This is a genomic window from Nocardioides pocheonensis (assembly GCF_003725535.1).
Classification (GTDB): domain Bacteria; phylum Actinomycetota; class Actinomycetes; order Propionibacteriales; family Nocardioidaceae; genus Marmoricola; species Marmoricola pocheonensis.
The window spans coordinates 69,872-90,666 of sequence record NZ_RJSF01000030.1; the positions used below are offsets into that span (position 1 = coordinate 69,872).

The 20,795-nt window shown below is 70.9% G+C and carries 21 protein-coding genes; 14 read left to right on the forward strand and 7 right to left on the reverse strand.

The features are described from left to right. Nucleotides 1-6: 6 nt before the first annotated feature. The 6 genes from EFL26_RS08870 (at nucleotide 7) to EFL26_RS08895 (ending at nucleotide 3,915) form a co-directional block, all read left to right on the forward strand. Nucleotides 7-339, forward strand: coding sequence for a F0F1 ATP synthase subunit epsilon (locus tag EFL26_RS08870; protein WP_123222539.1), 333 nt, complete (start codon nucleotides 7-9; stop codon nucleotides 337-339). A 22-nt stretch (nucleotides 340-361) separates the two neighbouring features. After that, the gene (locus EFL26_RS08875; protein ID WP_123222540.1) at nucleotides 362-829 is read left to right on the forward strand and encodes a DUF2550 domain-containing protein; all 468 of its coding nucleotides are present in this window, start codon (nucleotides 362-364) and stop codon (nucleotides 827-829) included. Continuing rightward, entirely contained in the window at nucleotides 816-1,739 is a 924-nt protein-coding gene (locus EFL26_RS08880; protein WP_246000099.1) for an ATP-binding cassette domain-containing protein, read from the forward strand. The genes EFL26_RS08875 and EFL26_RS08880 overlap by 14 nt, the downstream gene beginning before the upstream one ends. Then, on the forward strand, nucleotides 1,736-2,560 hold the full coding sequence (locus EFL26_RS08885; RefSeq protein WP_246000100.1) for an ABC transporter permease: 825 nt from the start codon (nucleotides 1,736-1,738) through the stop codon (nucleotides 2,558-2,560). Before EFL26_RS08880 ends, EFL26_RS08885 begins: the two co-directional genes overlap by 4 nt. A 71-nt stretch (nucleotides 2,561-2,631) precedes the next feature. Beyond that, nucleotides 2,632-3,498: an aldo/keto reductase gene (locus tag EFL26_RS08890; protein WP_123222541.1), complete on the forward strand. Its 867-nt coding sequence runs from the start codon at nucleotides 2,632-2,634 to the stop codon at nucleotides 3,496-3,498. A gap of 42 nt (nucleotides 3,499-3,540) precedes the next feature. Continuing rightward, a complete protein-coding gene (locus EFL26_RS08895; RefSeq protein ID WP_123222542.1) occupies nucleotides 3,541-3,915 on the forward strand; it encodes a hypothetical protein in 375 nt (124 codons plus the stop codon). Between the two features lie 19 nt (nucleotides 3,916-3,934). On the opposite strand, the gene EFL26_RS08900 is transcribed toward EFL26_RS08895, so the two are convergent. Both EFL26_RS08900 and EFL26_RS08905 read right to left on the reverse strand, forming a co-directional pair. Next, complete coding sequence (locus EFL26_RS08900; RefSeq protein ID WP_123222543.1) at nucleotides 3,935-4,258, reverse strand: Imm51 family immunity protein; 324 nt, start codon at nucleotides 4,256-4,258, stop codon at nucleotides 3,935-3,937. Nucleotides 4,259-4,304: 46 nt separating this feature from the next. Beyond that, complete coding sequence (locus EFL26_RS08905; RefSeq protein WP_123222544.1) at nucleotides 4,305-4,886, reverse strand: cob(I)yrinic acid a,c-diamide adenosyltransferase; 582 nt, start codon at nucleotides 4,884-4,886, stop codon at nucleotides 4,305-4,307. A gap of 56 nt (nucleotides 4,887-4,942) precedes the next feature. Between EFL26_RS08905 and murA the strand changes: the two genes are divergently transcribed. From murA to EFL26_RS08930, 5 genes are all read left to right on the forward strand, one after another. Beyond that, complete coding sequence (gene murA, locus EFL26_RS08910; protein ID WP_123222545.1) at nucleotides 4,943-6,244, forward strand: UDP-N-acetylglucosamine 1-carboxyvinyltransferase; 1,302 nt, start codon at nucleotides 4,943-4,945, stop codon at nucleotides 6,242-6,244. Nucleotides 6,245-6,363: 119 nt separating this feature from the next. Next, the gene (locus tag EFL26_RS08915; RefSeq protein WP_183408101.1) at nucleotides 6,364-6,678 is read left to right on the forward strand and encodes an STAS domain-containing protein; all 315 of its coding nucleotides are present in this window, start codon (nucleotides 6,364-6,366) and stop codon (nucleotides 6,676-6,678) included. A 109-nt stretch (nucleotides 6,679-6,787) separates the two neighbouring features. Further along, nucleotides 6,788-8,848 carry a protein meaA gene (locus tag EFL26_RS08920; RefSeq protein WP_123222547.1) on the forward strand — a complete coding sequence of 687 codons (2,061 nt, stop codon included), beginning with the start codon at nucleotides 6,788-6,790 and terminating at the stop codon, nucleotides 8,846-8,848. Between the two features lie 133 nt (nucleotides 8,849-8,981). Continuing rightward, nucleotides 8,982-10,430 carry a PAS domain-containing sensor histidine kinase gene (locus EFL26_RS08925; RefSeq protein ID WP_123222548.1) on the forward strand — a complete coding sequence of 483 codons (1,449 nt, stop codon included), beginning with the start codon at nucleotides 8,982-8,984 and terminating at the stop codon, nucleotides 10,428-10,430. A 110-nt stretch (nucleotides 10,431-10,540) separates the two neighbouring features. Beyond that, entirely contained in the window at nucleotides 10,541-12,031 is a 1,491-nt protein-coding gene (locus EFL26_RS08930; protein WP_123222549.1) for a sensor histidine kinase, read from the forward strand. A gap of 21 nt (nucleotides 12,032-12,052) precedes the next feature. Here EFL26_RS08930 and EFL26_RS08935 read toward each other — a convergent pair whose 3' ends face one another. Together EFL26_RS08935 and nucS are read right to left on the reverse strand one after the other, a co-directional pair. Further along, complete coding sequence (locus EFL26_RS08935) at nucleotides 12,053-12,784, reverse strand: class I SAM-dependent DNA methyltransferase (RefSeq protein WP_123222550.1); 732 nt, start codon at nucleotides 12,782-12,784, stop codon at nucleotides 12,053-12,055. Nucleotides 12,785-12,838: 54 nt separating this feature from the next. After that, nucleotides 12,839-13,513, reverse strand: coding sequence for an endonuclease NucS (nucS, locus tag EFL26_RS08940; RefSeq protein WP_123222551.1), 675 nt, complete (start codon nucleotides 13,511-13,513; stop codon nucleotides 12,839-12,841). Nucleotides 13,514-13,548: 35 nt separating this feature from the next. Between nucS and EFL26_RS08945 the strand changes: the two genes are divergently transcribed. Further along, entirely contained in the window at nucleotides 13,549-14,391 is an 843-nt protein-coding gene (locus EFL26_RS08945; protein ID WP_123222552.1) for an oxygenase MpaB family protein, read from the forward strand. Between the two features lie 69 nt (nucleotides 14,392-14,460). Next, nucleotides 14,461-15,696 (forward strand): 3-hydroxyacyl-CoA dehydrogenase family protein, encoded by a 1,236-nt coding sequence (locus EFL26_RS08950; RefSeq protein ID WP_123222553.1) that lies wholly within the window; start codon nucleotides 14,461-14,463, stop codon nucleotides 15,694-15,696. Here EFL26_RS08950 and EFL26_RS08955 read toward each other — a convergent pair. Together EFL26_RS08955 and EFL26_RS08960 are read right to left on the reverse strand one after the other, a co-directional pair. Further along, complete coding sequence (locus EFL26_RS08955; protein ID WP_123222554.1) at nucleotides 15,687-16,817, reverse strand: tyrosine-type recombinase/integrase; 1,131 nt, start codon at nucleotides 16,815-16,817, stop codon at nucleotides 15,687-15,689. The genes EFL26_RS08950 and EFL26_RS08955 overlap by 10 nt on opposite strands. A gap of 37 nt (nucleotides 16,818-16,854) precedes the next feature. Continuing rightward, complete coding sequence (locus EFL26_RS08960) at nucleotides 16,855-17,088, reverse strand: helix-turn-helix transcriptional regulator (RefSeq protein WP_123222555.1); 234 nt, start codon at nucleotides 17,086-17,088, stop codon at nucleotides 16,855-16,857. A gap of 108 nt (nucleotides 17,089-17,196) precedes the next feature. Here EFL26_RS08960 and EFL26_RS08965 point away from each other — a divergent pair, with 108 nt between their 5' ends. Beyond that, a complete protein-coding gene (locus EFL26_RS08965) occupies nucleotides 17,197-17,850 on the forward strand; it encodes a helix-turn-helix domain-containing protein (RefSeq protein WP_123222556.1) in 654 nt (217 codons plus the stop codon). Here the strand turns inward: EFL26_RS08965 and mobF are convergent. Further along, on the reverse strand, nucleotides 17,843-20,473 hold the full coding sequence (mobF, locus tag EFL26_RS08970; protein ID WP_246000101.1) for a MobF family relaxase: 2,631 nt from the start codon (nucleotides 20,471-20,473) through the stop codon (nucleotides 17,843-17,845). The genes EFL26_RS08965 and mobF overlap by 8 nt on opposite strands. Between the last annotated feature and the right edge of the window lie 322 nt (nucleotides 20,474-20,795).

Consider the following 20,795-nt stretch of genomic DNA (forward strand, 5'->3'; position numbering starts at 1 on the left):
GCGCTGATGGCGAACACCATGAGGGTTGCCCTCGTCGCGGCCGACCGTGAGGTCTGGTCCGGCGAGGCGACCGTCGTCAACGCCCGCACGCTCGCCGGCGAGATCGGCATCATGGCGAACCACACGCCGATCATGTCGGTCCTCGCCGAGGGGCAGGTCGACGTGCGCACGGTCGACGACGGCCACTGGGTGGCGGCCATCGACGGTGGTTTCATCTCGGTCGCGCACAACGAGGTCAGCCTCCTGTGCGAACATGCAGAGATCTCGCACGAGTCCAACTACGACGAGGCCAAGCGGCTGCTCGAGGAAGCCAAGGCGAGGTCCGAGGCCGCGAGCTGAGGCTCGCCCGAAGAGGAGTTCGATGAGCGCATGGCAGTGGCTGCTGGACTCAGCCGGTGTCGTGTTGCTCGTCGTGATCGGCTACGGGCTGCTGCTGGTCGTACGCCGCCGCCTTCTCTCCCGGCACGGGGGCACGTTCGAGCTCAGTGCCAGGATCGGGGCGCGCGGCCAGCAGCCCGAGGCCGGTCGTGGCTGGGTCCTCGGGTTGGGGCGTTACCGCGACGAGCGGCTCGAGTGGTTCCGGATCTTCTCGCCGTCGCCGTGGCCGCGGCGCTCCTGGGAGCGCGCGAACCTGCGGATCACCGGCCAGCGGGAGCCGACCGGCCAGGAGGCCTTCGCCCTGTACGGCGGGCACCTGGTCGTCGTGTGCAGCACGCCGAAGGGCGCGGTCGAGCTGGCGATGAGCCCGTCCGCGCTGACCGGGTTCTCGTCGTGGCTGGAGTCGGGGCCGCCCGGCTCGGACTGGGACCGGCGGCGTGCCCACCACTGAGCGTGCCGGCCTCCCGGTCGAGATCCGCGGCCTGACCAAGACCTTCGGCACCGTCCGAGCCGTCGACGGGCTCGACATGGTGGTGCGTCCGGGCGCCGTCACGGGCTTCCTGGGGCCCAACGGGGCAGGCAAGACCACGACCTTCCGGATGCTGCTGGGGCTGGTCGGGCCCGACGGTGGCTCCGCCCTCATCGGCGGGCGCCGGTACGCCGATCTCGCGCACCCGACGACGGTGGTCGGCGCGGCGCTGGAGTCGGCGAGCTTCCACCCCGGCCGCACGGCACGCGACCACCTGCGCACCTACGCGCCCTACGCCGGGGTCGACGACCGTCGCTGCGACGAGGTGCTCGCCCAGGTGGGCCTGACCGAGGCCGCGCGCCGCCGGGTCGGCGGCTTCTCCGCGGGCATGCGGCAGCGACTCGCCCTCGCCGCGGCGTTGCTGGGCGACCCCCAGGTGCTGGTGCTCGACGAGCCGGCGAACGGCCTCGACCCGGAGGGCATCGTGTGGCTGCGGACCTTCTTGCGCCACCTCGCCCACGAGCGGGGGCGGATGATCCTGGTCTCGAGCCACGTGCTCGGCGAGGTCCAGGCCAGCGTCGACGACGTCGTGGTCATCGCGCACGGCCGGCTGGTGCACGAGTCGTCGCTCGACGACCTGGTCGCGCTGGCCAGCCCCAGGGTGCGGGTCGCCTCGCCGGACCCGGCCGGCTTCACGGCGCTGGCGGCGGACCGTGGCTGGCCGGTCGAGCAGGACGGCGACGACCTCGTGCTCACCGGGGGGTCGTGCGCGGAGGTGGGCGCCGCGGCGTACCGCGCCGGGCTGGAGATCCACGGGCTCGCCGAGGAGGGCGGGTCGCTCGAGGACGTCTTCCTGCGGCTCACCGGAGCGGCCCCGGGCGGTGCCGCGTGAACGCCGGGGCGTGGCGTGCCGCGCTGCTCGCCGAGTGGCGCAAGCTGGTCAGCACCCGGATGTGGTGGCTGCTGGGGATCGTCCTCGGCGCCTACATGGTCTTCATGGGCGTGGTGATGGGGTTCAGCCTCACCACCGACCCGAGCTCGATGTCGGGCAGCCTCGGCTCGGGCGCGACCCTCGACGGCCGGCAGATCGCGCAGACCGTCTACACCCTCGCCGTCAGCGTCGGCTACGTGTTCCCGCTGGTGATCGGCGCCCTGTCGATGACCGGGGAGTTCCGCCACCAGACGATCACGCCGACGCTGCTGGCCGAGCCCCGTCGCGGCCGGGTGCTCGGCGCGAAGCTGGCCGTCGCGGGGCTGCTCGGCACGGCGTACGGCGTCATCGGCACCGCCGGGGCCGTGCTCGGCGGGCTGCCCTTCCTCGCCACGAAGGGCGACGGCACCTACCTCGGCGACACCGGCGTGCTCGGCGACGTGGTCTTCTCGGTGGTGGCGATCGCGCTCTGGTGCGTGATCGGGGTGGGCCTGGGATCGCTGCTGACCAACCAGGTGGCGGCCGTCGTCGTGATCCTGGCGTTCACGCAGTTCGTCGAGCCGGTGCTCCGGATCGGGCTCACCGCGATCGACCCGCTCCAGGGCGTGCAGAAGTTCCTGCCCGGGGCGGCAGCCGAGGCGCTCGCCGGCTCCAGCCTCTACAGCACCAGCGGCATGCTGAGCCTGCTCGACCGCGGCTGGGGCGCCGTCGTGCTGCTCGCGTACGCCGCGCTCTTCGCCCTTGTGGGCGCGCTCACCACGCTCCGGCGCGACGTGAGCTGATTCTCGGTTCGACCAGGTCTCCTGGACCCGGGGCCCTTGCTCCGGCCACCGCCGACGTCGAGAGTGGCGTCATGGAGACACGCAGGCTCGGACGGCTCGGGCACCAGAGCTCGGTCCTCATCTACGGCGCCGCGGCCCTCGGGGAGGTCTCGCAGGACGTGGCCGACCGGTCGATCCAGGAGGCTCTCGACGGCGGCATCAACCACCTCGACGTGGCCGCGGGCTACGGCGACGCGGAGCTGCGGCTCGGCCCGTGGATGCCGCAGATCCGGGACCGGGTCTTCCTCGCGACCAAGACCGGGGAGCGCGACCGCGAGGGGGCGTGGCGGGAGATCAACCGCTCGCTCGAGCGGCTCCGGACGGACCGGGTCGACCTCCTGCAGCTGCACGCGGTGGGTGACCTGGACGACCTCGACCTGGCCACGGGCCCGGGCGGCGCACTCGAGGCCGTGGTCCGCGCGACGGAGGAGGGCCTGGTCGGAGCGATCGGGATCACCGGCCACGGCCACCAGGCTCCGGCGACCCACCTCGAGGCGCTGCGGCGGCATCCGTTCGCCACGGTGCTGACCCCGCTCAACCCGGTGCTCTGGCGCGATGCGTCGTACCGCAGCGACTACCAGGCGCTCGTCGACGAGGTGCGGCGGCAGGACGCCGCGCTGATGACGATCAAGACGGTCTCCCGGCGCAACTGGCCGGAGGGAGCCGACCACCCGTACACGACCTGGTACGAGCCGTACGACGTCCAGGACCGGATCACCGCCGCGGTCTCGTGGGTGCTGTCGCACGACGAGGTGACCGGCATCCCGACGGCGGGCGACGTCCGGCTGCTCGGCATGCTGCTCGAGGCCGAGCGGAACCGGATGCCGGTCGAGGACGCAGAGCGCGTCCTGGCCGGCGACCCCGAGTACTCCTCGCCCTTCCTGTCGATGCCGTTCTGACCGCCGGTCGCCTCGGACGCCGCGGGTAGGCTCGGGAGCACCATGGACGAGACCAAGGCCCGCCGCGTCGTCGACGCCCTGCGCGACCGCGGCACCGATGCCGAGCTGGCCCGCGAGGGTGTCTACCAGTTCGGCGTGCTGGTGCGGCTGCCCGACGGTCGCGAGGCCACGTGGGACTCCGACGGCACCGCCTCGCTCGAGGCCCAGGTGATGCGCAACGGCGTGCTGGTCGGCTACGTCCCGACCATCGAGGGCTCCGAGGACTACACCGAGGAGCAGATCGTCGACGCGATCGTGCGCACCGACTACGACCAGCCGGTCGCCAGCCAGCGGGCGACCGCACCTCCGCCGACGCCCGCACTGCCGCGCAAGGGCGGGGTGTTCCGCCGGTTCCTCGACGGGTTCCGCTACCGCTGACCAGAGACGCGCCAGCGGCTTAGTCGGGGAACTCGAACCCCGACGACTCGGCGGTGGCGATCAGGCGAGCGATCCGCGGACCGTCCTCGAGGTAGGGCTTGAGCAGCCGTCGGAGGCCCTCGAGCACACCGCGGGGGCCGTAGGCGCAGAACATGCCGCCCTCGGAGTCCAGCTCCAGCTGCGGCACGAGGTCCGGCGCGACCAGGTGGGCGACGCCCTCCCAGAAGTACCCGTTGGGCTCGTGCCCCGCGGCGACGATGACGTCGTCGACGGGCAGGTCTCCGCAGTCGAAGCTGAGGCTGTGCGAGCCCTCGACCTCGCCCAAGGTCATTCGTTCGGCCATGACGTGATCGTCTCGCACGCGGGGCGTCGGCGTCGGATTTCGCCGCTCAGGGCCTGGTCCGCTCGCCGCCGGGCACCCACAGCACGTCGCCGGCCTCCCGGTTCGCGTGGCGGGCCAGGATGAACAGCAGGTCCGAGAGCCGGTTGAGGTAGGTGAGGGCCAGCCGGTTCATCGAGTCGGCGTGCTGCTCCCAGGCGGCCCACGCCTCCCGCTCGGCCCGGCGTACGACGGTGCGGGCGACGTGCAGCTGGGCGGCCGCCGGCGTGCCGCCGTTGAGGATGAACGACCGCAGCGCCGGCAGGTGCTCGTTGTAGGTGTCGCACCAGCCCTCGAGCCGGTCGACGTAGTCCTGCTCGATCCGCAGCGGCGGGTGCTCCGGGTCGGGCACGACCGGGGTGCAGAAGTCGGCACCGACGTCGAAGAGGTCGTTCTGCACGTGGGTGAGCACCGCGACGACGTCCTCGTCGAGGCCGCCGGTGGCCAGCGCAACGCCGAGGTGCGCGTTGGCCTCGTCGACGGTGGCGTACGCGCGGAGCCGCAGGTCGGTCTTGGTGGTCTTGCTCATGTCGCCGAGACGGGTCTCTCCCGCGTCGCCGGTGCGGGTGTAGATGCGCGTGAGGTTGACCATGCGCCCACCCTAGTGGGGTCGGAGGGTCGGCTCGGCCCGGCATAGGGTGGCCTGTCGTGGAGAGCTTCCGGATCACCTCGGCCGGACCCCGGGTCCGGCCCCTCTCGGGGACGGTGCACGTCGGCGGCGCCAAGAACTCCGCCCTCAAGCTGATGGCGGCGGCCCTGCTCGCGCCGGGCACGAGCGTGATCCACAACGTGCCGGACATCCTCGACGTCGAGGTCATGGGCCGGCTGCTCGAGCAGCTCGGCTGCCGGGTCGAGATCTCCCACCCGGACGTCGACCCGACCCAGGCCTCCACGAGCGGGGTCGCCCGGATCGAGGTGCCCGAGGAGCTGGCCTGGGAGGCGCCGTACGAGCTGGTCCGCCGGCTGCGGGCCTCGATCGCGGTGCTCGGCCCGCTGGTGGCCCGGTGCCGCCGCGCCAGCGTCGCGCTCCCGGGAGGCGACGCGATCGGCTCGCGCGGCCTCGACATGCACATGAGGGGGCTCCGCGAGCTCGGCGCCGTCGTACGCGTCGAGCACGGGCAGGTGGTGGCGGAGGTCCCCGGAGGTCTCACCGGGTCGCAGCTGTGGCTGGACTTCCCCTCGGTCGGCGCCACCGAGAACCTGCTGATGGCGGCCGTCCTCGCCGACGGCACCAGCGTGCTGGACAACGCCGCGCGGGAGCCGGAGATCGTCGACCTGTGCCACCTGCTCACCGAGATGGGTGCCCGCATCGACGGCATCGGCTCCTCGACGCTGACCATCGAGGGCGTCGACCGGCTCACGCCGGTGGAGCACGCCACCGTGCCCGACCGGATCGTCGCGGGCACCTGGGCCTTCGCCGCCGCCATCGCCGGTGGCACGGTCCACGTGGAGGGCGGGATGGCCCACCACCTGGACCTCGTGCTCGACAAGCTCGGTGACGCCGGTGCGGAGATCGCGATCGCCGACGGCGGCTTCTCGGTGACCGCGGAGAGCCGCCTGCGCTCGTTCGACGTGGTCACGCTCCCGTTCCCCGGCTTCCCGACCGACCTGCAGCCGTTCGCGATGGCGCTCGCGTCGGTCAGCGAGGGCACGGCGATGATCACCGAGAACGTCTTCGAGTCCCGTTTCATGTTCGCCCAGGAGCTGGCCCGGCTCGGTGCCGACCTGCACACCGACGGTCACCACGCGGTGGTGCGCGGGGTGCCGATGCTCTCCGGCGCCCCGGTGGTCGCCCACGACATCCGCGCGGGCGCGGCGCTCGTGCTGGCCGGTCTGGCGGGGCAGGGGGTCACCACGGTCGCGGAGTCGCACCACATCGACCGGGGCTACCCGGCGTTCGCCGAGGTTCTCGCCGGGCTCGGGGCGGACGTCGTGCGCGAGGTCTCCTGACCCGTCCCGCCGCCAGGGTCTCGATCGGGTCTCGATCGGTGGACGGGGGTGGATGGACCGCCGTCAAACGGGGCAATGTGCTCATAAGGGCGTGGCACCCGCCCGAGGGAGGCAGCATCGTGGAACTGGCGACGGACGGCTCGACACTGCACATCAGCGGCCAGCTCGACGTGCGCTGCATCAGCGAGCTCCGGACGGCGGTCTACGACCACCTCGAGACCCATCCCGACCACGTGGTCCTCGACCTCTCCGGCGTGGAGTCGGCCGACCTGACCGTGCTGAAGATGCTCGCCGTCGCCAGCCGGATGGCGAACCAGTCGGCCCACCGGGTCACGTTCCTCGACCCGCCCGGCGCCGTACGCCGGCTCATGCACCTGGCCCACCTGCGCGGCCTGCTCACCGTGGAGTCCTCGACCGAGTCCGAGACGGCCTGACCGGCGGTCCTCGCGCCACCCGGTCGAGCGCCGACTGTGACGTACCGGACACGAGTGAGACAGTGCACATCCCGTACCGGTCGGTAGTGGGACGTCCTACCCTCCCTACATGAGCGCAGAGCAGAGCCCCGAGCAGACTGCGGCGAACCAGCCGGCCAGGCCCGCCAAGGACCGTCCGTGGGTGATGCGGACCTACGCCGGACACAGCTCGGCGGCCGAGTCGAACCGGCTCTACCGCACCAACCTGGCCAAGGGCCAGACCGGTCTGTCGGTGGCCTTCGACCTGCCCACGCAGACCGGCTACGACCCCGACTCCCCGCTGAGCCGCGGCGAGGTCGGCAAGGTCGGCGTGCCGGTGCCGCACCTGGGCGAGATGCGCCGGCTCTTCGAGGACATCCCGCTGACCGAGATGAACACCTCGATGACCATCAACGCGACCGCGATGTGGCTGCTCGCGCTCTACCAGGTGGTCGCCGAGGAGCAGGCGCTCGCGCAGGACCCCGACGCCGACTTCGCCGCGGTGCACGCGAAGCTCGCCGGGACCACCCAGAACGACATCATCAAGGAGTACCTCTCGCGCGGGACCTACGTGTTCCCGCCCGAGCACTCCATGCGGCTGACCGCGGACACCATCGCCTACACCGTCAACAACATCCCGAAGTGGAACCCGATCAACATCTGCAGCTACCACCTGCAGGAGGCCGGGGCGACGCCCACCCAGGAGCTGGCGTTCGCGCTGTGCACGGCGATCGCCGTGCTCGACGCGGTGAAGGACTCGGGCCAGGTCTCCCCGGACGACTTCGAGAAGGTGGTCGGCCGGATCTCGTTCTTCGTCAACGCGGGCGTGCGGTTCGTCGAGGAGATGTGCAAGATGCGCGCGTTCGTGGAGCTGTGGGAGGAGATCACCCGCGAGCGCTACGGCGTGCAGGACGAGAAGATGCGCCGGTTCCGGTACGGCGTCCAGGTCAACTCGCTCGGCCTCACCGAGGCCCAGCCCGAGAACAACGTCCAGCGGATCGTGCTGGAGATGCTCGGGGTGACCCTCTCGAAGAAGGCCCGGGCACGCGCCGTGCAGCTGCCGGCGTGGAACGAGGCGCTCGGCCTCCCGCGTCCCTGGGACCAGCAGTGGTCGCTGCGCCTCCAGCAGGTGCTGGCCTTCGAGTCCGACCTCCTCGAGTACGACGACATCTTCGACGGCTCCACCGTGATCGAGGCGAAGGTCGAGCAGATGGTGGCCGACGCCCGCGCGGAGATCGACCGGATCCAGGCGCTCGGCGGAGCCGTTGCCGCGGTCGAGTCCGGCTACATGAAGCAGGAGCTGGTCACGGCGCACGCCGCCCGGCGGGCGCGGATCGAGAACGGCGAGGACGTCGTCGTCGGGGTGAACAGGTTCGAGACCACCGAGGTCTCACCGCTCACCGCCGACCTCGACGCCGCGATCCAGACCGCCGACCCCGAGGCCGAGGCCCAGGCGCTGGCGTCGGTCGAGGCGTGGAAGGCGGAGCGTGACGAGCAGGCAGTCCAGGCCGCGCTCGCCGCGCTGGCCGAGGACGCGAAGACCGGGGCGAACCTCATGACCGCGACGCTGGCGGCGGCGCGGGCCGGTGCCACCACGGGTGAGTGGGCCGGGACCCTCCGGGAGGTCTTCGGCGAGTTCCGTGCGCCGACGGGGGTCGCCGGAGCCGTCGGGGTCGCCGAGGCGGGAGCCGAGCTGACCCGGGTGCGCGAGAGCGTGCGCCGGACCGGTGAGGAGCTCGGCGGTCGGCTGCGGCTCCTCGTCGGCAAGCCGGGGCTCGACGGCCACTCGAACGGAGCCGAGCAGGTCGCCGTCCGGGCCCGCGACGCGGGGTTCGAGGTCGTCTACCAGGGCATCCGGCTCACGCCGGAGCAGATCGTGGCGGCCGCGGTGGCCGAGGACGTGCACTGCGTCGGCCTGTCGATCCTGTCCGGCTCGCACATGGAGCTCGTGCCCGACGTGCTCGACCTCATGAAGAAGGCGGGCCTGGACGACGTACCGGTGATCGTCGGCGGCATCATCCCGGACTCCGACGGCAAGCGCCTGCGCGAGCTCGGGGTCGCGGCGGTGTTCACGCCCAAGGACTTCAGCCTCACCGAGGCGATGGCCGGGATCGTCGCGGCGATCCGTGCGGCACACGGACTCCCTGCCTGACGACCGGGCCTGACGGGCACCGGTCCGACGAACCGCCCGTCGTGTCGGTGTCCGATTCGCCCGCATCTGGATCCGCCCGTCGCTAGGATTCCCGGGTCGGGCAGGAGGGGCCGGACGCTGGAGAAGGAGTCTGATGGGAACGGACTCGGGGGGAGACGCGCGGCCGCCTGATCTGGGCGGTCTGCTCGAGGCTGCCCCGGATGCCATGGTCGTGATCGACCGGCACGGGAGGATCGTGCTGGTCAACGCCCAGACCGAGAGGCTGTTCGGGTACACGCGTGCCGAGCTCCTGGGGCGGCCGGTGGAGACGTTCGTCCCCGACGGCCTGCGCGAGCTGCACCACAAGCACCGGGACGCCTACGTGCGCGAGCCGCACGTGCGCGCGATGGGCTCGGGGCTGGACCTGCTCGCCCGGCGCGCGGACGGCTCGGAGTTCCCGGTCGAGATCTCGCTGGCTCCGCTCGAGACGGAGGACGGGCTGCTGATCTCGGCAGCGGTCAGGGACGTGACCAGCAAGCGGCGCGAGGAGCGACTCTTCCGCGGCCTGCTCGAGGCCGCGCCGGACGCGATGGTGATCGTCGACGAGAGCGGCCAGATCGTGCTGGTCAACGCCCAGGTCGAGGAGCTGTTCGGCTACGCGCGCGCCGAGCTGATCGGCCGGCAGGTGGAGACCCTGGTCCCGCAGCGGTTCGCCGCGATGCACGTCGCCTTCCGGTCCGGGTACGTCGCCGGGCCCCGCACCCGGCCGATGGGCCTCGCCGGCAACCTGTTCGCCGTGCGCAAGGACGGCAGCGAGTTCCCCGTCGAGATCTCGCTGGCCCCGCTCGAGACGGAGGACGGTCTGCTGATCTCGGCTGCCGTGCGAGACATCACCGAGCGCCGCCGGACGCAGCAGGACGCCGATCGGGTGAAGGACGAGTTCTTCGCCACGGTCTCCCACGAGCTCCGCACGCCCCTGACCTCGATGCTGGGCTACTGCGAGCTGATGACCGACCTGGAGGAGCTGACCCCGCAGGGGCGCCGGTTCCTGCAGGTGATCACGCGCAGCGCCGAGCGCGAGCTGCGGCTGGTCGACGACCTCCTCACGCTGGTCGCGATCGAGGACAGCGGGCTGTCGATGCGCCCGCTCGTCGTCGACCTCGAGCCGATCGTCCGGGACGCCGTCGAGGCCGCCCGGGTGCGTGCGGTGGAGGTGGACATCGACCTCGGACTGGAGATCCCGGGGTTCCCCGTGCAGGTCAACGTCGACCGTGACCGGATCGGGCAGGCGCTGGACAACCTGCTGTCGAACGCCCTGAAGTTCACCCCGAGTGGTGGCCGGGTCCGGGTCCAGCTGCGCACCCGGGGCCCGGTGGCCGAGATCGACGTAGTGGACTCCGGCTCCGGCGTACGGGACGGCGACGCCGAACGGATCTTCGAGCGTCTCTACCGGACGAGCGCGGCCGTCGCGCAGCAGGTGCCCGGGGCGGGGCTCGGCCTGACCATCGCCCTCGCGATCGCAGAGGCGCACGCCGGCACCCTCAGCCTGGTGAGCAGCGACGACTCCGGCGCGACGTTCCGGCTCGAACTGCCCCTGGCGTGACCCGATTGGGCTGTTTGTCAGAAGTTGCCCCCGAAACGGACCAACGGGTCTAGCATCGCGACAGTGAGCCCGGGGTCACGCTCGAACGGCGGATCGGTGGGGGTCGTCTGGTGGACACGGAACTTCAGCGCAGCGAGCGGAGCGTCGAGCTCGGCGCGCTGCTCGCTGCGGTGCCGGAGGCGATGATCGCCGTCGACGCGCACGGCGCGGTGGTCGCCGCGAACCAGCGTTGCGAGCCTCTGCTGGGATATCGGCCCGACGAGCTGGTCGGGCAGCCGATCGAGGTGCTGGTGCCGGTGCGGCTCCGCGATCACCACGCGTCGCGTCGTCGCGCGTACGCCGAGCAGCCGCACGTCCGGGACCTGCGGGTCGGCCCGGACTTCGTCGCTGTCCGCAAGGACGGGTCGGAGCTTCCGGTGGAGATCTCGCTGGCCCCCCTAGCGACCGATGACGGTCCGCTGGTGCTCGCGACCGTACGCGGGACGAAGAGATCTCGCCGCGACGAGCGGCTGTTCCGCCGGTTCCTCGAAGCCGCCCCCGACGCGCTCGTCGTCGTGGACGACGCCGGGCGGATCATCCTGCTCAACGCCCAGGCCGAGGAGATGTTCGGCTACGGCCGCGCCGAGCTGCTCGGGCAGTCCGTCGAGGTGCTCATGCCCGACCGGTTCGCCGGGATGCACGCGACCTTCCGCTCCGGATTCGTCGAGCACCCTCGGATGCGCCCGATCGGCGTGACCGGCGGGTTGTACGGGAAGCGCCGCGACGGCCGGGAGTTCCCCGTCGAGATCGCACTCTCACCGTTGCAGACGGACGACGGGCTCATGGTCCTCGCCGACATCCGCGACGTGACCGAGCGGCTCGAGGTGGTCGAGGCGATGCACGCCGCCGAGGAGCGGCAGCGGCTGCAGGAGGAGACCCAGCGGATGAACGACGAGTTCCTCGCGACGGTGTCGCACGAGCTGCGCACGCCGCTCGCCTCGATCCTCGGCTACACCGAGCTGATCGTGGACCACGAGGAGCTCGACCCCGAGCTGGAGCACTTCATCAGCGTGATCATGCGCAACGCGCGCCGCGAGCTGCGGCTGGTCGACGACCTGCTGATGCTGGTGAACATCGACCGACGGGGACTCTCCATCCACGTCGAGGAGGCCGACCTCACCCGGGTCGTGCGTGACGCCGTCGACTCGGCGCGTCCCCAGGCTGACGCCGGCGGTCTGCTGATCGAGGTCGACCTCCCTGCGCCGCCGCTGGTCGTCGCGTGCGACGCCGACCGGATCGGCGAGGCCCTGGACAGCCTGCTGTCGAACGCCCTGAAGTTCACCCCGCCGGGCGGGCGCGTGGACGTGCGCCTCTACGCGACCGAGACGATGGCCAGGGTCGAGGTGTCCGACTCGGGCATCGGGATCGGCACGCCGGAGCACCACCGCGTGTTCGAGCGCCTCTACCGCTCGCCCACCGCGATCGCCCGGGAGATCCCGGGCGCCGGGCTCGGGCTGTCCATCGCCGCCGCGATCGTCGAGGCGCACCACGGCAGCATCCGTGTGCTGCGCACCGACAACTCGGGGACCACCTTCGGCCTGCAGGTGCCGCTCACGCCCTGACCCGGCTGGTCGCTCGCGGACTCAGGAGGGCAGCTGCCAGACCGACACGTGCGAGGGCGACTCGGCGGTGAACGGCCCGCGGTCCCAGTCGGCCCAGCGCTCCACGAGGTCCATGCCGGCCAGGCGTGCCATCAGGTCCAGCTCCGCCGGCCACGCGTAGCGGAACGGCACCGAGACGCTCCGGTACGCCGACCCGTCGAAGGAGTGGTGGTGGGACCACATCTGCTGGGTGACGACGTCGTACTCGTCGAAGCCGAGGTGGTGGTCGTCGTGGCGGAAGACGTGGTGGGTCTCGCCGGGCGGCAGCCGCTGCAGCGCCGGCACGGTCAGCTCGACGACGAAGAACCCCCCGGGCTCGAGGTGCGCAGCCGCGTTGCGGAAGCACGCGACCTGGGAGTCCTGGCTGAGCAGGTTCGAGATCGTGTTGAAGACGAGGTAGACCAGCCCGAACCGGCCCTCGACCCGGCTCGAGGTCATGTCGCCCACGGTGACCTCGATCGCGTCGGCGCCGGGCTTCGCCCGCAGTCGCTCGAGCATCGCGGCGGAGAGATCGATGCCGCAGACCCGCACGCCGCGGCGGCTCAACGGCAGGGCGAGCCGCCCGGTGCCGACGGCGAGCTCGAGGGCCGGACGGTCGCCGGCGAGTCCGGCGAGGAACTCCACCGCCGGCTCGACCGCCGCCGGAGCGAACATCGCGGACACGTCGTCGTCGTACGTCGCCGCGACGGGCTCGTCGAAGTAGTTGGCACTCACCGGACCCATCGTGGTGCGGCGACGGGACGGCCGCCAACGGTTATCGCGGTCGGGTCAGAACAGCCGGTCGGTCGGGTCGTCGAGCCCGCGCAGCGCGTCGTAGTCGACCACCGCACACGCGATGCCCCGGTCGGTGGCCAGCACCCGGGCCTGCGGCTTGATCTCCTGGGCGGCGAAGATGCCTCGCACCGGCGCGAGCAGCGGGTCGCGGTTGAGCAGCTCGAGGTAGCGGGTGAGCTGCTCCACGCCGTCGATCTCGCCGCGCCGCTTGATCTCGACCGCGACCGACCGGCCCTCGGCGTCGCGGCACATGAGGTCGACCGGCCCGATCGCCGTGGGGTACTCCCGCCGCACGAGGGTCAGGCCCTCGGCCAGCGTGGCCGGGTGCTCGGCGAGCAGCTCCTGCAGGTGCTTCTCCACGCCGTCCTTCTGCAGCCCCGGGTCGACGCCCAGCTCGTGGGAGGAGTCGTGGTGGATCTCCTCGATGAGGATGCGCAGGGTGTCCTCGGCCTTGCCCGTCACGAGCCACTCGACCTGGCCGTCCTCGGAGACGACCTCCTTCACGCTGCACGGCGGGCTCATCCAGTTCAGCGGCTTGTAGGAGCCGCCGTCGGAGTGCACCAGCACCGATCCGTCGGCCTTGAGCATGAGCACCCGCGTGGCCATCGGCAGGTGCGCGGAGAGGCGGCCGGCGTAGTCGATCTGGCAGCGGGCCACGACGAGTCTCACGGGCAGGGAATCTACCCCGGACCTAGGCTCCCCGCATGAGCGAACGCGCCGCGGTCGACGCGATGGACACCTCCTTGCTCGCGCAGGGCGCGTCGGTGTTCACCGCGCTCAGCGGCACCGCGAACGTGATCATGCAGCTCAGCCGCCCCGAGATCGGGTACGCCGTGAAGGACAGCGTGGTCACCGAGGGCAACCTGTTCACGAACCCGCGACGGCGGCAGCGGACCACCGTCGGGTTCCTCGCCGTGGCGGTGCTCGGCACGGCCGAGGAGCGGGCGGCCTTCCGGCACGCGACCAACCGGTCACACGCGCGCGTGCGGAGCGCGCCCGGCGCCGAGCCGGCGTACCGCGCGTTCGACCCGGAGCTGCAGCGCTGGGTCGCGGCCTGCATCTACCGGGGCTTCGAGGAGTCCCGCACCCTGGTGCACGGCCCGTTGCTCGGGCGCGAGCGGGAGGAGTTCTACCGGCAGGGCGCGGTCTTCGGGGCGATGCTGCAGATGCCCGCCGACCTGTGGCCGCGCGACCGGGGCGCGTTCGAGGAGTACTGGACCATCGGGCTCGCCCGCACCCGCATCGACGAGCCGATGCGCGACTACCTCCTGCGGATCGTCCGGCTGGAGTACCTCGGACGCCCCGTCCCGGCGGCCGTCGTGCGCGCCCGGATGTGGCTGGCGACCGGCTACCTCCCGCCGGAGCTGCGCGCGGCGATGGAACTGCGCTGGTCCCCGGCGCAGCAGCGGCGCTTCGACCGCTTCAACCGGGCGCTGGGCCGGGTCGTGCGCCTGCTGCCGCCCGGGCGGCGGGCCTGGCCGTTCACGCGCTCGATCGCCGACGTACGGGCCCGGCTCGCCGAGGGGCGCGATCTCTTCGACGCGTGACGGACGACACAGCCCGTTTCGTGAAACACCGGTTTCTACCGGCGGGTAACACATGTCATCCTCGCTGGCATGACCGAGCGCACCCCGGCCCAGCAGACCGCACAGCAGATCACCAGCACCCTCCTGCTGCCCTACCTGAACCACGCCGTCCGGATGTACGAGACGTCCTACGCCTCCCGGGACGACATCGACGCCGCGATGCGGTTCGGCTGCGGCTACCCGAAGGGTCCGCTCACCGTGCTCGACGAGCTGGGGCTCGACGCGGTCCGTGACCAGCTCGCGGCGCGCTACGCCGAGAGCGGCGACGACCTGCACCGCCCGGCCGAGCTGCTCGAGACGCTCGTGGCCGACGGTCGCACCGGCGCCGCCGCCGGCCGCGGCTTCTACACCTACGCCGACGGCGAGGTCGTCGCCGACGAGGAGAGCGCGTCGGCCGACGACCGCCCCGAGCTGCGCCACGAGATCGCCCGGGTGGGCGTGGTCGGCACCGGCACGATGGCCGCCGGCATCGTCCAGGTCTTCGCCCGGGCCGGCTACGACGTCGTCTTCGTCGGTCGCAGCGACCAGAAGGTCGAGGGCGTGGTGGCCGGGATCACCAAGGCGCTCGACAAGGCGATCGAGCGCGGCAAGCTCGACGAGGACGGCAAGTCCGCCGTGATCGAGCGGCTGATCGCCTCGACCGAGCGTGAGGCGCTCGGCGACGTCGACATCGTCGTCGAGGCGATCGCCGAGGACCTCGAGGTGAAGCTCGAGCTGTTCCGCGACCTCGACCGGATCTGCAAGCCCGGCGCCATCCTGGCGACGACCACCTCCTCGCTCCCGATCACCCAGCTCGCCGACGCGACCTCCCGCCCCGAGTCCGTCATCGGCATGCACTTCTTCAACCCGGCGCCGGTGATGAAGCTCGTCGAGGTGGTCACCACCGAGCTGACCGCCGCCGAGGTGGACGAGACCACGAAGGCCCTCTGCGCGAGCGTGGGGAAGGTCGCGGTGTCCTGCGGCGACCGGGCCGGCTTCATCGTGAACTGCCTGCTGTTCCCGTACCTCAACGATGCGGTCAAGCTCGCCGAGACCGGCGTCGACCTGACCGAGATCGACGAGGCAGTCAAGGCCGAGGCGGGCTTCCCGATGGGTCCGTTCCAGCTGCTCGACGTGGTCGGCAACGACGTCTCCCTCGCGATCCAGCAGGAGCTGTACGCCGAGTTCAAGGAGCCCGGCTTCGCCCCGGCGGCCACCCTGGAGCAGGTCGTCGCCGAGGGGCGGCTGGGTCGCAAGACCCGCAAGGGCTTCCACGACTACAGCTGAACACCCCCTCTGACCTGCACAGATACCGTCTCAGTCCGCAGAGAGTCCGCAGGATTGGCCAGTGAGGACCGGATCAGGGACGCCGACGCGTTCCGGGTCCGGTCCTCGGCGTTTGGCCACAAGTGGCTGTAGGTCGCCAGCGTCGTCGTCGCCGAGGCGTGTCCCAGGGCCCGTTGCACGGTGACGACGTCACAACCCTGGGCGATCAGTCCCGACGCAAAGAAGTGCCGTAGATCGTGCAGTCGGACGCCGACGACCCGCGCCGCTGAGGTCGCGCGGCGCCAGCGGAAGTGAACGGCGTTGCGATCCAGCGGCTCCCCGTCCGAGGCACGGAACAGAAAGGAGCTTGGCACAGCGTCGGGCAGGAACGTTTCGATGTGCTGGCTGAGGATGGTCACGAGTTCCTGCGGTGCGAAGATCGTGCGCTCGGAGCCGTACTTCGGTGCGCGCACCGCAACCTCGCGCGAGTCGCGTTGCACCTGCCGTGCGATCCGAAGTTCACGAAGGCCGATGTCTCCGACCTGGATCCCGGCCGCTTCGCCGGACCGCAGGCCGGCAAAGGCGCAGAGCGCAATGAACGCCTTGAACTCCGGTCGCGCCGCTCGCAGGATGGCCCCGACTTGCTGCTCGCTCGGGATCGCCATCGAGGCTGCCCGGCTACGACGCCGAGGGAGGGTGACGCCGAGGCTGGGATCGGCAACGATCACCCGGTCTGCGACGGCTGCGCGGAACAAAGAACGCAGCACGATGAAGCGGGTCTTGATCGTGCTCGCCGCGAGCCCGCCAGCGGTCATAGCCTTCACCCACGACTCGATGTGCGAACGACGAATCGCCTTCATCGGAAGGTCGCCGAACGGGACTGTCGACCTCACGCGTTCCGCGTTCACCCGGGTCGAGGGCACCCAGATCTGGCGCTCGGACCACTCGTCGTAGAAGCGCGCGAAGGTGACTTTGCCAGCCTTCGGATCGACGTAAGCTCCGGTAACGACCGCGGTCGTCACCTCGTCCAGCCACCGTTGGGCCTCAACCTTTCGCTTGAAGTGCCGCGCGTGTTCTTTGCCCGCCTCGTCGCGGTAGCGAGCGCGGTAGTTGCCGTCATGGCGCTTCTGGATGCTAGCCATGGTTCATCGTGCCTTTCCATCGTGTGGTTGTCGCCGTTCAGGCGCGACCCTGTGGGCGGTTGGCCTGTTCGGTGAGCCAGAGGATGAGGTCGGCCCTCCAGTAGCGGACGTGCCGGCCGATCTTGAAGCTGCGGGGTCCGGCGCCGAGGTGGCGCCAGTAGCGCAGGGTGCCCTCGGGGATCCGGAGGTAGGCGCAGGCTTCGTGGAGGGTGAGCATCTCGTCGCCGAGGTTGTTGTTGCGCGGGTTGGGGAGGGAGGGCTGTGCGGTCATGACGGTTCTCCTCGATGGGTGCGACCCGAGTGGGTCGGGAGGCGGCATCTCCGCCTGATCTGTGAGGTGTGCATGGCATTCCAATCGATGATCGGCGATCATTGAACGGTGTCGTCGAAGACCGTGATCGAGGTGGCTCGCCGTGCGGCGGGTCTCTCCCAGCGCCGTCTGGCCGAGATCGCGCGAACTCAGCAGTCGTCGATCTCGGAGTACGAGCGACGCCGCAAGTCCCCGACGCTGGACGTGGTCGAGCGCCTCCTGGATGCCGCGGACCACGAGCTGATCGCCAAGCCGATGGTCTTCTGGGACCTGGTCGAGGATGCCGATGTCGGGTCGTTCTGGGTGCCGGACAAGTTGTGGTCCGTCCCGGTCCCGAATTGCTTCGCCAAGGTGCAGGCGTTCAAGTACGTCTTCCCGCCGGAGGCCACGCAGGACTGGACCGAGTTCGTTCGGACCTGGGACCTGTCGAAGGAGGAGGAGCGGATCGACTACTACGAGCTCGTCGTGCAACACGGCATGGACAAGATGGTCGAGGACTCGGTTGACGGGGTTCTGCTGATCCAGGCCTGGCCGCAGATGACGCTGCCCTCTGCGGTGCGGCGCGCCTGGCAGCCACTCATTGACGAGGCCACAAGGACCCACGATGGGCCGCCTCTCGACCCGGATGGGGTGAGCGAATGGATGGCCGGGGAGGTCAAGCTCGGATGGCCACTACCCAAGCGGTGGCGAGGCGCTGTGCCGCGTTCGTCGAGCGTCACATAGCGAGCCTGGAGTCGGTGATCGAGGAGGCAGTTGGACGCGGCGGCGGTGGTGGAGTCGAGCGGCGGCGGGCTGCCGCGCCGTACCGGTCGGTCGCTTCGATTGCCTGACGACGTGCGTGCGCTGGCCCGAGGTCGGCGCGGTCTCGACTGAACGCATCGACCCACTGCTGCCGTGCTTCGTCGACGGACTCGGCGACGAGGTGGGCGGTGTTGGTTTCGCGGCCGCGGGTCATCGCGACGTACGCCGCCGCAGCGCCCGTGGTCTCGCTCAGCGCGACGTGGGCGCGGTCGACGGTGTCGCCCTGCGCGCCGTGGACGGTGGTCGCGTAGGCGAGCTCGACGAACTCGGCGGCGTAGGCGGCGGGCACCTGTCGCTCGCGTCCGTGGCCGCGTAGTACGAGCCCGCCGTCCTCGCCGATCGCTGTGATGGTCCAGGTCTGGCGGTTGGCGACCTGCAGGTCGGGGTCGTTGCGGCGGGTCGCGACGCGGTCGCCAACACTGAGCTGCTCGCCGCTTGCGGTCCTGACGACGTGGCCGCCATCCGGGTCGCTGGGCCGGTCACTGCGTCGACGGTCGCGGATCGCGGCGTTCAGGTCGGCCACCTGCTCCCTGCGGTCGGCGATGACGAGGTCGCCTGCGGCACCGACTTCGGCGAGCACCGCGGTCCGCTCGACGTCGGAGGCGTGCACAACGATCAGCCCGCGGCGACGCAGCTCGTCGAACACGCCGGCCGGGCTGGCGCCATTGCGCATCCGCAGGCTCAGCGCCCCGTAGTCGCGATCGGCGAACCGGTGCACCTTCTCCAAGGAAATGACGCCGGTTGGGTGAGCCCAGGCGATGGCGTGATCGAGCACGCCGCCACGACCGACCGAAGGGAGCTGGTGCCGATCTCCGACGAATGCGACGCGCGCTGCGGACTCGTCCGCGATGGTGAGGAGTGCTCGGGCGGTGTTCTGGTCGAGCATGCCGGCCTCGTCGACGAGCAGCAGGTCACCAGGACGGAGTTGGGCAGACGGTTCTGGCATTGCGTCCGGCTGCCTTGTCCAGTGGCCATCGGGGTCCCAGCGCCAGCCATGTTGGTGGATGAGCCAGGCTGCGGAGTGACCGTCTGCGCCCGTCTCGGCTGCCGCTACGTCGGCTGCCTTCAGCGTGGGCGTCACGACGACGAGCCGATGTCCGTGCTGCGCGAGGACGGCCTGCGTCGACCGCAGTGCCGTGGTCTTCCCGGCTCCGGCGGCGCCCTCGACCACGATGAGCTCGCCGTCGCCTGCCAGTGCGCCGACCACGGCGGCCTGGGCCGGGTTGATGCGGTCCACACCGCGCGTGCCGACGCGCACCGGTCGGGCGGGCCGAGTCGCGCGCCCTGAAAGTCGGGCGATGAGGTCGGCTTCGACCTCGAGCACGTACGGCGACGACAGCGACCGGACGTGCTCTGGCACGTCCGGTCCAGTGAGCAGTCGGGTGCACCGTTGGACGGCTCGGGCGGTGATGTCTTCGGCCAGCTCAATCCGGACCGCCGAGCCGGCGATCAGGCAGGTCTGGGCCAGCAGGACCTCGGTCCTCCCGCGAATGTCTGCCTCGTTCCACGCGGACGCCTTCGCGCCGAGCAGGAAGACGATCAGGTCTGCAGCGGCGTCTCGGTCGATCCACGCGGGCTGCGTGCCTCTGACGGCGACCGCGTCGCCCGGATCGCGATAGCCGAGATCCCGCAGTTCCTGGTTCCATCGCTCGACGAGCTCCCGCCCGTCGCGCGGGACCACCTTGTTGGGCCGAGCCTCGGCCCAAGCCCGCCGATCCCACACTTCTCGAAGCCGCGGCCCGGGCTCCTCGCCGGGATGCTCGCCTCGCCACTCGGCTTCGTAGCGGCCGACGTTGCGCCGGATCTGCGACGTCCTGGCGCTGAACGCGCCGACGTACGAGGCGAGCTCACTGATCTCGCTCGTCTCGGGATCGACGGTGAAGCCATGCGCGGCGAGCGCGGCCCGGAACTCGGGGTCGGTCGCGACGGCCGCGTGCCCGATCCCGTTGATCGCCTCGATGCTGTCCCGGAGCGCGACCGAGTGAATCCCGCGCCAAGCGCCGGCTCCGTAGACGCGGGCGTTGATCTGCAGGTGAAGGTGGCGGTGTGGGTCACCGGCGCGGGAGGTGTAGTGCCGGATCACCGCGGCCTCGATCTTCTCGACCGGGATCTGCACCTGCCGTCCGCGCGGCCCGACCCGGGTGGTCGTGTGCTGGGCGACCCAGCCGACGATCTCGGCGGCAGCCTTGTCTTGCGCTGCGTCCAGCGCCGCGGAGATCTCCGGATGGAGCGCCGCCGCGAGTGACCAGGTCTTGGGCCCGTTGACCGTGACCTCGAGGAACCGCAACGCGTGCTCGTCCTCACGGACCCGGCCCTTCTTGCGACCGGTGTCGACATCGAGCCCGGCGACCCACTGCTCATAGGTCTCACCGTCCATCGAGCCAGCAGGATCGACGCCGACGCCTGTACCGGTCAGGCGCTCGGCGACGCCGGTGCCGTCCCCGAGGTAGTAGTCATCGGCACGCGAGCGATCACGCTCCACATACGTCCGGGCGGCGCGCGCCGAGCCGCGGTAGAACTTGACCCCGCCATGCACGCCGACCACCCCGAAATCCGGTCTCCACGACGTCCGTCGACAACCAACGGATGCCTGGGAAAATGCCGCTGGGCCGCCCGATCACGGGCGACCCATCTACGTCCTTCGTAGCATGCGTGCCGCGCATTGGAAAGGGTTAGCGACAGTGAGAGACGCCTTGTTGGTAAGGAGATTGAGGAAACCGTTGGTGGTCGGGACTGGTCAACGGCGTTCAATGATCTGAGAGGTAGAGGATGGCACGGACAAGGGTTCACGACGGCATCGGAAAGCGCGCCAGCCGTCCATGCGGCAAGGCGAACCACATGTAGGTGAGGGCAAGCGGGGCGTACAA

Coding starts and splice junctions, on each gene's coding strand:
- EFL26_RS08870 (WP_123222539.1), top strand. CDS start 7: ATGGCGAACACCATGAGGGTTGCCCTCGTCGCGGCCGACCGTGAGGTC.
- EFL26_RS08875 (WP_123222540.1), top strand. CDS start 362: ATGAGCGCATGGCAGTGGCTGCTGGACTCAGCCGGTGTCGTGTTGCTC.
- EFL26_RS08890 (WP_123222541.1), top strand. CDS start 2,632: ATGGAGACACGCAGGCTCGGACGGCTCGGGCACCAGAGCTCGGTCCTC.
- EFL26_RS08895 (WP_123222542.1), top strand. CDS start 3,541: ATGGACGAGACCAAGGCCCGCCGCGTCGTCGACGCCCTGCGCGACCGC.
- EFL26_RS08900 (WP_123222543.1), bottom strand. CDS start 4,258: ATGGCCGAACGAATGACCTTGGGCGAGGTCGAGGGCTCGCACAGCCTC.
- EFL26_RS08905 (WP_123222544.1), bottom strand. CDS start 4,886: ATGGTCAACCTCACGCGCATCTACACCCGCACCGGCGACGCGGGAGAG.
- EFL26_RS08920 (WP_123222547.1), top strand. CDS start 6,788: ATGAGCGCAGAGCAGAGCCCCGAGCAGACTGCGGCGAACCAGCCGGCC.
- EFL26_RS08925 (WP_123222548.1), top strand. CDS start 8,982: ATGGGAACGGACTCGGGGGGAGACGCGCGGCCGCCTGATCTGGGCGGT.
- EFL26_RS08945 (WP_123222552.1), top strand. CDS start 13,549: ATGAGCGAACGCGCCGCGGTCGACGCGATGGACACCTCCTTGCTCGCG.
- EFL26_RS08950 (WP_123222553.1), top strand. CDS start 14,461: ATGACCGAGCGCACCCCGGCCCAGCAGACCGCACAGCAGATCACCAGC.
- EFL26_RS08955 (WP_123222554.1), bottom strand. CDS start 16,817: ATGGCTAGCATCCAGAAGCGCCATGACGGCAACTACCGCGCTCGCTAC.
- EFL26_RS08960 (WP_123222555.1), bottom strand. CDS start 17,088: ATGACCGCACAGCCCTCCCTCCCCAACCCGCGCAACAACAACCTCGGC.